This window comes from Aeromonas sp. R10-2 (assembly GCF_040908445.1).
Lineage (GTDB): Bacteria > Pseudomonadota > Gammaproteobacteria > Enterobacterales > Aeromonadaceae > Aeromonas > Aeromonas veronii.
Genome location: NZ_JBFODS010000061.1, coordinates 22234 through 33224, shown reverse-complemented (window position 1 = coordinate 33224; position 10991 = coordinate 22234). Strand labels below are relative to the sequence as shown.

Here is a 10991-nt window from a genome sequence, read left to right as displayed (position 1 = left end):
CCCCCTCTGCCGCCACCGTCACCTTGGCCGTATCATTCGCACCCTGAATGGTGATCGTCAGCTTGGCCGGACTGGTGTCACCGTCCGCATCACGAATGAAGTAGGTCAGCTCGACACTCTTGAGGTCATTTGCACCCAGTTCTTGTACCGCAGCACTGGCGTTGTTCAGGGTAAAGCTGTACGCCCCGGTCACATCATCCAGCACCAGTGTGCCATATTGCGCCAACTCGGCCTTGGCCGCCGCGTTGGCGTCCCACACCACGTAGTCTGCTCCCTTGCCATCGGCACCAAACACATCGTCGCTACCATCGGTCAGCACATTGCCGCTGACCGCCAGCGTACCGTCTTCTGTCACCGCAACCGGGCCATCATTCACCGCCTTCGGCACATCGTCGATGATGGCGATCGTCAGGTTGCCGCTGTCTGTGCTGCCACCCACTCCGTTCACGGTCACTCCCACCACGTCCGTCAGGGTGGTGTCATTCGCTGGTTGCGTGTGTGTCTGCGCCGCATTGAGTGTGTAGCTGTAGGTGATCGTCGCGTTCTTGTCCCCGTCGGCGCTGCTGTAACCAATCACCTTGAGGGTACCTTCTCCCGTGTTGATCCCTGCCGACGGCGCACCGACCGAGAAGGTCTTGAGCGTCGCCACCGAGAAGGTCACGCCACCAATCACCACCTCCTTGATCCCATCGCTGGCCGAGACCTGGAAGCTGTCGCTATCGGTTTCACTGTTGCCCGCAGCGGCCGAACCATCCGGGTTCAGACCCGCTTCATAAACCGTCGAATCCACCCTCTCTGCCGCCACCGTCACCTTGGCCGTATCATTCGCACCCTGAATAGTAATGGTCAGCTTGGCGATGCTCTCATCACCATCCGCATCCTTCATGGTGTACCAAACGTCGTAGCTCTGGTTGAACGAGGACGTCAATGCCTGGGTCGCCGCACGGCTGTTGTCCAGCGTATAACTCCAGGCGCCAGTGGTCGGGTTTTGAGTAAAGACACCGTAGGTGGCCAACGCACTGACCGCAGCACTGTTGTCATGCCCGGTAGCACTCCAGCCAACAAACACCGCCAGCGTATCGGCACCAGATGTATCATTGCCCAGCACATTGCCACTCAGGCTACCCGCCGCATCTTCGGTGACAGAACCACCCTCGTCGTTGGTGGCGGTCGGCACATCATCTTCCACGTTGATGGCAAAACTCCCTGCAGGGAAGCCACCTGTCAGTGGGTCTCCGTCACCATCGGTGGTGGCCAGTACGCCAGAGAAGTCGATGCCCACGCCTGCCGATTGTTCACCGTCATCACCATCCGCTGTCGGATGGTCCAACTGACCACTCAAGGTAAAGCTGTAGCTGCCGCCAGCCCCTACAGTCAGGGTAAAGATCGGCACACCACCCGCACTGGCTGTCAGCACATTGCCCGCCACGCTGTAGCTCAGCGCCACACCGCCACTGGTCAGCCCCTGTCCCACCAGACTACTGACATCACTGCCCAGACCAAAGCTGCCTGCCCCATCGGCACCAAAGTTGACCAGCGCATTAAGGGTGCCAGCCAGCCCTGTTGCGCTCACACTCTGGTCAGCCCCTTCGCTGTTGCCGCTGGGCAGCGCATCTTCGTGCACCAAACCGCGCACGAATTGTTCCTCCCCACCAGCCAGAGTGGGGGTGTCATCCAAAATGGTAACGTCAAGGGTATCGCTGGCCGTGTCCCCATCGCTATCGATCAGTACAACGCTGAAGCTTTCGCTTAGGGAGGTGTCATTGACGGGTCTTGTATGATTTTCATTATCGCCAAGGGTATAGCTGTAACTAACTTGTCCTGCACCGGTCACAGGGTTGTAGGTCACCGCGGTGATGGTCAGTGCATTTCCTAATGGGCTGATAATGGACTGTGGAAATGATGCGCCTAACTGGCCATTGGTGATTAATGTAACGCCAGCCAAAGTCAAACTCTGGACACCGTCAGGCGCATTGAAGGTAAATCCCCCACTTTGAGTCAGAGCTGCTGCGTTGGGATCCGAACCATCCGCTAAATTGGTATCGCTGACTTGTACCTCACCCCCTTCCCGAGCCAGCCCTGCAAGACCTACTTCTTCATCTACCGGGGTAATGGAGACAACGAGTGTCGATGTCACTGTGTCCTGGCCATCAGTCACCTGATAATTCACCGGGGGAACGGCGCCATCATAGTTAGGGGCCGGAGTAAAGGTATAGCTTCCATCCGGATTGATGATCAGCGTGCCCACACCGGTAATGGTGGCAGCAACACCGGCAGGCACTCCGATATTAATCCCCCAGTCATAGGAAACAATGCTGGCATCTACCGGGCCATCCGGGTTGGAGCTGTTAACCAAAAGATCACCACTAACAGGGTTATCCTCAGCTATAGAAACGACTTCGCTCTCATCCAACAAGATATTAGTGACGGGATCAGGTTCCAACAGTGGTTCCGCCACTTGCTCAGTGTTGATAAAGGGTTCAGCCTGATAGGTGGTGTCAAAACCGGCCTCGGCAATGGTCGCATCACCAGTTCGATCGATAGTGACAAAACCACCATTACCACTCGCTCCGGCTACGCCTCCAATACCGCCACCACCGGCCGCTGGAGCCCCACCAGCAGCAGAAGCCTCAAAGTTTTGAGTCGGGTCAACACCCTGCAGAATCGATTCTTGCAATGCGGCAATATCTGAAGGTGCGCCTTCCTGGCTGGCCGCCACTTGCGGTTGAGCAGGTTCAGCGGACTCGGAACCGGCCGGAACATCCGATGCTGGAGTATCGTCATAAGGGGAAAGAGCCAGCTTGGCGTCATCAGCTATGGCCAATTTTGCTCCGGGTTGGAGAATTTCCCCTTTTTGCAGAGGGCGGCTGCTTCCATCAGCCAGCACAATCTCCACATTGCCTTCTATAGCTGAGACAACCACGGACTTGTCGATGATTTGGGTACGCATATCCATTGCTCCAAGGTGACAGATCTTGATGTCTACACCGTAGAAGGAGATAGCGCGCTGTTCCGTTGCAAAAAAGCGTACGTTCGAGAGGAATTCAACAAATGGACGGAAAAAAATCGAAGAGTTGGAATTTCTTAATACAAATCAGAACCCTAGACACAGCCCCATTCAAGGCTGACCTTGAGTTGGTTATAGAAAAATGGCAAAAAGAGAAGTGACTGGTATAAAAAAGGCCCCTATCGGGGCCATTTCCAGCATTTAGTTCAAGACAATGGGAAGGCAGGATGAACAAATCCCTGGTAACCATCGATATGCAACTTGGAAAGCAGTTCCACTTGATGTTGATCCTCGACACGGGTCGCAATGGTGGTCACACCGGCATTGTGTGCGGCGCGACACACTGCAGCCAGGAATGAGGTGTCAGCCCCCGGCTCCATGACCTGACTGGTATAACCGTGATCGACCTTGACATAAGCCGGCGACAGCTCCTCCAGATAGCCCAGAGACTGGAAGTGACGACCATAGTGGTCAACCCCCCACTGGAAGCCATGAGCTTGCAAGGTGCCCACCAACGCAGCCACGTTGTCTTTATGTTTCATGATGGCAGCTTCAGGTATTTCAAATAACAACCGCTCTTTGAGCTCTGTATGTTCGGTCAGATAGCGCGTCAGCCAGGTTAAAAATTCATCCGAGCAGAGCGAGCCAGCAGTGATGTTGATCGCCAGAACCAGATCAGACTGTTTTTGCAGTAATGGAACGCAAGCATCAAGCACCGCCTGGTCAAACTCGCCACCCAATTTGAACTGTTCAATCGCGGGCAAGAACTGACCGGCAAAATAATCTGTGCCATCCCGAGAGATAGAAGCAAACAGCTCGGCATGCAACCTTGCTCCATTATCAAACCGGCAAGCTGGTTGGGCTTTGAAGCGCCAAAGTTGTCGTGAAATGGCATCTTGTACCAGATCTCGCCAGGCCAAACGCCCCATCAAACCTTGCTCGGTACCCCCTTCCATCACCACAGCACCGCGGCGTTCATTGCGCGCCTTGCCAAGCGCATTATCGGCTTTGGTCAACAAGGCAGAGAGATCATCATTGCCATCACGACCGGCAATACCAATGACGGAGAGCGCATCCCCTTCGCCCATTGGATTCACCACCAGATCGGCAATGCGGCTATTAATCACTTCAGCCAGCTCTTTTAGCTGAGTCAGATCGTCAGTTGGACAGAGCAGCGCATATTCCGTCGCGGAGATCCGTGCCAAGGCTGCGCCATCCCACCCTTTTAATTGCTCTTTCAAAGCCTGAGCTATCGATTTGACCATGTTGTCGCGGGCAGCAAAGCCTTCATCGCGATAGATATCATCCAGCATGTCGACCGCAACCAGCATGACGCCACCTTGGCCAGCCTCCGCTATCCATGCGTTTACCTGACCCACAAAATAGGCTCGGTTGCCAAGCCCCGACACGGCATCGACATAAACCCGCTCACGCAATTTCTCGGCCTCATCGGCTTGCTCTTTAAATTGCAACGCCAACTTGCTTGAGAGGGTGTTGATCGCCTGAACGACCTGCTTCAATTCATGGGTTTTAGGCTCCGGGATCGTATGACCGAAATGGTGCAGCTCGATCTCGACGGCTTGATCACAGATCTGTTTGAGTGGCTTGAGCAAGTAGTTTAGTGCTCTCATCAACAAAATTGTGGTGATCAAAAAGCCGACCAGAAACCAGCTCGCCAGCTCGCTCATCCCCCGCCACAACTCGTAATAAGCCTGGCCGGGGTGACCCACTACTTTTAATTTTCCAAGCTGCAACCAGCCAGATGTCAGAATTGATTCGTTGGATACCTCAGGAAAAAGTCCCAAATTTACAAACCACCGCGGTACCCCCTGAATATTGTTGGTATTTTCCTGCTCGATGACATCCTTTGATGCCAGCAGATCAAGGCGAACCAATCGATAATAGCCGCCATCAAAAATGGCCTGGATCACCGACTCGGCACCGACCTTGTCACCATTTTCCAGATAGGGGGTGAGCGCAAGCCCCAGCGAGGTTGCCGTATTGATGACCGTTGTTTCCTGTTGCTGCGCCAGATAAGTGCGGGTTGAATTGAATTGCACCCAGTATGTGGCCGCAAATAACAATCCAAACAGCAGCAGCATGGTGGCTAATAACTGTCGATAGAGCGTCATAGGTTAATCATCCAAATTCACCACTGGCCGAGCCAATCGCCCCGAGGTCATGCGATTGCGTAAATCATTCCATAATCCCAAGCGGGATGATTGACCAGCCAGTTCCCCTTGGCCTCGTGCCTTCATCAACCACAAGTGACTACCGTTAAAACTGTAAATAGGCACCAGATCACGCCGCTGTGTGGCTGGGCGAATCGAGCCTATCAAATTATCCAAAATAACCGGAACGGAAGAGGGTGTCTCATAATATGCCACCACCATGTGAAACTGGTTGTAATCAAGAGCCTTAACGTACACCATCCGCATTTTATCATCCGGGATCCCAAGCTCGAGCAGCGTAGAGTATTTGGCGATACTGAAATCTTCACAGTCTCCCCCAGCGGCTCCCAAAAATTCTAGCGGGGTTGCCCAATAATCCTTTTTGCGCCACAACTTGATATCGTCAATAAAACGCATCCGATTGAAAAAATTATTTACCCGCTCAAGCTTTTTTTCTTCGCTCAGGGCCCTGCCCTTCGTCTCCATGACCAGCATACGCCAACTAGTTACACGCTTGCCGGCTCTGGCGCCATAGGTCTGCTCCGCCCGTTTGATCAAGTTGAGATCTTCCTGTGGCAGAGGCTGACTGGCACAGAGCAGAAGTGAGAAGGGTAACAGCAGGATCCATAAGGAGTGGCGCAGAGCGCGTAAGGATCGGTATCTCCATTCATTAAGAAGATAACACCATCTGCCGCCGGTTCCGCGCTGGAGTGTCACGTCATATTCCTGCTGCATTATTGCTGCTGCACTCCTCAAAGCCCGTGCAACCATCTGCTTTAGCCAAACATGGTGACTGCCAGCAGCAGTCACCATCATATTGGCGTTCATGATCCCAGCGGGATCATGGGCAAACGGTTATTGCCTGGCCTGCCATTCAGCGGGTTGTTTGACGCTAAATGCATTGAGCAGGCTACCTGTCGCGTTGAGAATGCGATAGTCCGCCAGCAGTGCATCATACTCGGCAGTAATGTAGCTGCGACGCGCCTCGAACAGTTCGTTCTCGGTGTTCAATACGTCCAGCAATGTCCGTTGACCCAACCCAAACTGCTTCTTGTACGCCTGTACGGTGTCATAGCTGGCGTCAACATGCTCTTTCAGGAAGGTCTTCTGCTTGGCCAGCGACTCTTTCGCGTTCCAGGCCAGACGAGTGCCTTCCTCTACTTGGCGGAACGCATTCAAATGAATGTCTTTCGCCTGAGAGTAGAGCGCCGATGTTGCATTGCTCTCTGCCACATCAGAACCACCACGGAACAGGTTGTAACGCATCCGCACCATGGCTGTCAGATCATCGTTGCGCCCTTTGACCGCATCGATATCCTCATTCCAGTTCTGATCGACCTCGAATGTTACATTGGGGTAGAAACCGGATTTGGCACCTTCATGCTGATACTTGGCCGCTTCGATATCCTGCAGGGAAGAGAGCAGGGTCGGGTGGACTTCGGTCGCTGTTTTCAGCGCACTATCGAGGCTGGTCGGGATAAGCTCGGTATTGGGAACCGGCTGTACCAGATCTTTGGGAACCTCGTTCACGACACGAATAAATTCACTCTCTGCGTCGCGATAGTTGTTCTCGGCAGCGGCCTGATTTGAATAGGCCCTGGCAACACGACCTTCAATCTGGGTCTGATCCGCAGTAGAGCCAAGCCCTGAATCAGTCCGCTTGCTGATGTCGCTGCGGATCTGTTCGTGGGTTTCCAGGTTCTGTTTGGAAAGCTCCAGGATCTCCTGCTGACGCAGCATATTGAGGTAGACCTCAGCTACTCGAAGCGCGGTATTCTCTGCTTCGGAGATCATCGCCAGACGCTGGGCATTGGCTTCTGCTTCGGTTCTGGAGACGTTGTTGCTGACATCAAAGCCATCAAACAACATTTGCCGCAGACTGAGTCCGGCTTCTTTACGCGTCAGTGAATCATCACCCCTGAACCCAGGAGCACGAGTTGTAGGGCTGTCAGTCTTTTCATAGCCTACGCCACCACGCAGATCGATCGTGGGATAATAGCCACCCTTGGCTCCATCATGCTGATAGAGTCGTGCCTGATACAGATCAAACGCTTCCTTGATCTTGGGATGCGTAGCAAGTGTCTGTGCCACCGACTCTTCCAGAGTCTGGGCCTGACCCAAACTCGGGATCAGGATGCAGCCACTGACCAGCATGGCAACAATCGTTTTTTTCATGTTATCTCCAGTCATGTTTTGTTTTTAGATTGTTGGCTTATCGTTCTCTCAGTGCCGACTGCTTCGCCCGTAAAATCGGCTTAAGCAAATAGTCTAGGACACTTTTTTTACCAGTAATGATATCAGCACTGGCTAACATACCGGGGATGATGGGAAGTGCGTTAAGCTCATCGCCCAAGTAACTCTTCTCAGTTCGAACCCGAACCAGATAAAAGGAGTTCCCCTCCTCATCCTGGATCGAATCCGCACTTATCTGTTCAACCTTGCCATGCAATCCTCCATAGATTGTAAAGTCATAGGCAGTAATTTTGACGATGGCATCCAGCCCCGGTCGCAGGAAGGCGATATCTTTCGGTGACACCTTGGCTTCTACCAGCAAGGTATCCTCCAACGGCACAATCTCCATCAAATCCATGCCGGGCTGAACCACGCCGCCCAGGGTGTTGATCTTGAGTTTCTTGATGGTGCCCTTGAGCGGAGCAATCACGCTGGTCCGGTCGACCCTGTCTCGCAAGCCAACCTGCCCTTCTGATAACTGGCCAAGCCGCCCCTGTTTCTCATTCAGTTCAGTCTGGGAGTCTGCTCTGAATTTTAGCGCAATATCATTACGCTTGGAGATGGTCTCACGCAGTACCGAATTGAGTTTTGGGATCAGCAGACGGTTGCTCTCCAGCTCCCCCTGCATCTCGTTGACCTGCCGCTCAAGCTTGATTAGCTCCACTTGAGGCACTATACCCTCTTTCGCCAGCGGACGGCTAATATTCAGTTCCTGTCTGGCCAGATCCACACTGCGATTCACGGTGCGAATTTTGGCATTAAGTTCAATCAGCTCCTGCTCTTTCTGTTCGATTTGCTGACCAAGAATATAGAGCTGGTTCTTCAGGTTATTGAGGCGATCCCGCTGTACAGAGCGCTCACGGTGCGCATATTCGGCAAAGACGGTTTCATAACCATCGGGGAACTGGATTGGCGCTTCGCCTACCACGACCTGCTCACGCCACCCCAGTGCCGGGTCGTTTTTCACCTCGACGCTGGCCATCTCGGCGCGCAGACGGGCCACATCCCCCTTCAGGGTGACGACCTCTTGCTCCCGTTCTCTAAAGTCGGAGCGGAAACGGGTGTCATCAATACGCAGCAGCGGCTGCCCCTTTTCGACGATGTCCCCCTCTTTGACGAAGATCTCTTTGACGATCCCCCCTTCCAGGTTCTGGATCACCTGCAGCTGACGGGACGGAATAACTTTGCCCTGACCCACGGTGACTTCATCCAGTTCGGCCCAGGCCGCCCAGACGATGGCACTCATGAAAAAGAGGAAACAGCACCATAGCAGGATGCGAGCTCCGGTCGGCGTGGTCAGCAGTACAGCTGCCGCGCCGTCATCGACAAACTCCAGATGCTCGGGTGCTGGCAATACCTCGCCTGAAGGCGTCTTTTTGCTGCGCTTGAACCAGTCCATGAGCCCCTTAACCATGGGACACCTCCTGCACGCGCACCTTGCCTTCCTTCAACTGCTGTAACACCACCTCTTTGGGACCATCAGCAACGATCTGCCCCTGCTCGATGACGATAACTCGCGATGCCACATCCAGCATCGAGGTTTTGTGAGTGATGAGGATCAATGTGGTTTCCGGGCCCAGTCTGGCGAGCTCCTGTTTGACCTGCATCTCGGACTGATTGTCCATGTTGGAGGTCGGCTCATCCATCACCAGAATGGGGGGATCATTGAGCAGGGCGCGTGCCAGCAGGATCGACTGACGCTGGCCACCGGATAGCTGACGGCCCCCCTCGCCTATCTGCCGATCCAGCCCGTTAGGATCCCGGTTGGTAAAGTTGGTGACACCCGCCCGCTTGGCTGCGCGCAAGACTCTCACATCATCCACCAGCGGATTACCCAGCATGATGTTGTCCCGCACCGATCCGAAAAAGAGAATGACATCTTGCGGAACACAGCCGATATTGCGACGGATCACCGCAGGTGGCAGTTGATCAAGTTCAAAACCGTCGATACGTACCGAGCCATCGGTCGGTCGATACAGCCCCATCAACAACTTCTCGAGGGTCGTTTTACCCGCCCCAATCCGGCCGATAATCGCCACCTTTTCGCCCGGCTGAATGCGCAAATTGATATTGTGCAGGGTGCTGGTTTCCATGCCGGGATATTTGAAGGAGACATTCTCGAATTCAATGCGACCGGCAATCACCGGATGATGGATATATTGCTTGCCTTCCTCCTGCTCTCCCGGGGTTTGCATGATTTTTTCCAGAATATCCAGTGCTGACTTGGCCTGGTTATAACGGGTCGACAACACGGAGAGTTGCACCATAGGTGCAATGGCGCGACTGGAGAGCATCACGGCGGCAATCATGCCCCCCATAGTGACCAAGCCTTCGGAGATCTGGTAAACACCGACAATCACCAGACCAACCGTCACCACCTGCTGGATATAACTGGCCAGCGAGGACATGGAGTTGGTAATGCGGCGGGTCTGTACGCCCCAGGTGGAAATATGAGAAACGGCCTGTTCCCAGCGATGCTGGAACATGCTCTCGGCGCCGAAAATCTTGACGGTTTCCAGCCCGGAAATACTTTCAATCAGGTTGGCGTTCTTCTGGGACGCAAGGCGCGAACCCTCTTCGATGGACTGCTTGAGGGGCTCCTGAATATAAAAACTGTAAGCGATGAGGATCAGCATGGCGACGATGGGGACCACCACCATCACACCGGCAAACATCCAGATGATAAAAAGGAAGAAGACGGCAAAAGGGAGATCGATAAGAGTAGAAACCGTTGCGGAGGTGAAAAACTCCCGCACCGATTCAAATTCCTGCAGATGTTTGGCGAACGCGCCGGTGGAAGCGGGACGAGATTCCATCCTCATGCCCATCACCTTGGCGAAAATCTTGGCGGACAGCAGCACATCAGACTTTTTGCCAGCGATATCGATAAAGTAGCTGCGCAACTGCCGCATCACAAAATCGAAGGTAAAGACCACCATGGCCCCGACCGCCAGCACCCAGAGTGAATCAAACGCCAGATTGGGCACAATCTTGTCATAGACGTTCATGGTGAAAAGAGGGCTGGCAATGGCAAACAGGTTGATCAGAATGGAGGCGATCAGCACATCGCGATAGATGCCGCGGGATTCGAACAAGGTGCTCCAGAACCAGTGGCCATCACGGGTTTCCAGCACCTTGGGCGAGCGTTCGTCAAACTTGAACTGCTTCTTTACATAGAAGAGGCGCCCCAGATACTCATCACCCAACTGGGCTGCGGTCAGCCATTGCGCGGCATCACCGGCCTGCGGGAAAATCACTTTCCCCTGGCTGCGATCTTCGTTCCACTCCAGCAATATACAGGCGCCACCACTGCGCATCTGCAATACACAAGGCAGCAGCAAGGGAGAGATATCAGCCAGTGGCTGGATCACTTCACGGGCGGATAACCCGCCCCGCTCGGCAGCACGGCAAAAGAGTGCGGTAGTCAGGCGTCCGGAGACCAGTGGCAACCCGGTCGTCAGGGCATCCTGACTGTTGGGCACACCATAAAAACGGGTCAAGAAGACCAGACACTCCAATAACTCATCAATACGACTTGTTTCTGCTTGCATAGCATCCTGTCACTGCATAAATGAGGTAGA

Annotated in this window: 6 protein-coding genes; all 6 read right to left on the bottom strand. The window is 53.9% G+C overall.

The window, feature by feature from the left end; translation table 11 throughout:
• A partial coding sequence (locus tag AB5Y97_RS12590) for a retention module-containing protein (RefSeq protein ID WP_368158090.1) occupies positions 1-2950 on the bottom strand: 2950 nt, incomplete at its 3' end.
• Positions 2951-3213: 263 nt separating this feature from the next.
• Positions 3214-5139 carry an EAL domain-containing protein gene (locus AB5Y97_RS12585; protein ID WP_139741466.1) on the bottom strand — a complete coding sequence of 642 codons (1926 nt, stop codon included), beginning with the start codon at positions 5137-5139 and terminating at the stop codon, positions 3214-3216.
• A 3-nt stretch (positions 5140-5142) separates the two neighbouring features.
• On the bottom strand, positions 5143-5895 hold the full coding sequence (locus AB5Y97_RS12580) for a transglutaminase-like cysteine peptidase (RefSeq protein ID WP_223849329.1): 753 nt from the start codon (positions 5893-5895) through the stop codon (positions 5143-5145).
• Between the two features lie 138 nt (positions 5896-6033).
• The gene (locus tag AB5Y97_RS12575; RefSeq protein WP_103251043.1) at positions 6034-7353 is read right to left on the bottom strand and encodes a TolC family outer membrane protein; all 1320 of its coding nucleotides are present in this window, start codon (positions 7351-7353) and stop codon (positions 6034-6036) included.
• Positions 7354-7390: 37 nt separating this feature from the next.
• Positions 7391-8824 carry an HlyD family type I secretion periplasmic adaptor subunit gene (locus AB5Y97_RS12570; RefSeq protein WP_005350982.1) on the bottom strand — a complete coding sequence of 478 codons (1434 nt, stop codon included), beginning with the start codon at positions 8822-8824 and terminating at the stop codon, positions 7391-7393.
• On the bottom strand, positions 8817-10961 hold the full coding sequence (locus tag AB5Y97_RS12565) for a type I secretion system permease/ATPase (RefSeq protein ID WP_005350980.1): 2145 nt from the start codon (positions 10959-10961) through the stop codon (positions 8817-8819). Before AB5Y97_RS12565 ends, AB5Y97_RS12570 begins: the two co-directional genes overlap by 8 nt.
• Positions 10962-10991 lie beyond the last annotated feature (30 nt).

Excerpts from the sequence above, each read along its gene's own strand:
- AB5Y97_RS12585 (WP_139741466.1), bottom strand. The coding sequence starts at position 5,139 with ATGACGCTCTATCGACAGTTATTAGCCACCATGCTGCTGCTGTTTGGA.
- AB5Y97_RS12565 (WP_005350980.1), bottom strand. The coding sequence starts at position 10,961 with ATGCAAGCAGAAACAAGTCGTATTGATGAGTTATTGGAGTGTCTGGTC.
- AB5Y97_RS12575 (WP_103251043.1), bottom strand. The coding sequence starts at position 7,353 with ATGAAAAAAACGATTGTTGCCATGCTGGTCAGTGGCTGCATCCTGATC.
- AB5Y97_RS12570 (WP_005350982.1), bottom strand. The coding sequence starts at position 8,824 with ATGGTTAAGGGGCTCATGGACTGGTTCAAGCGCAGCAAAAAGACGCCT.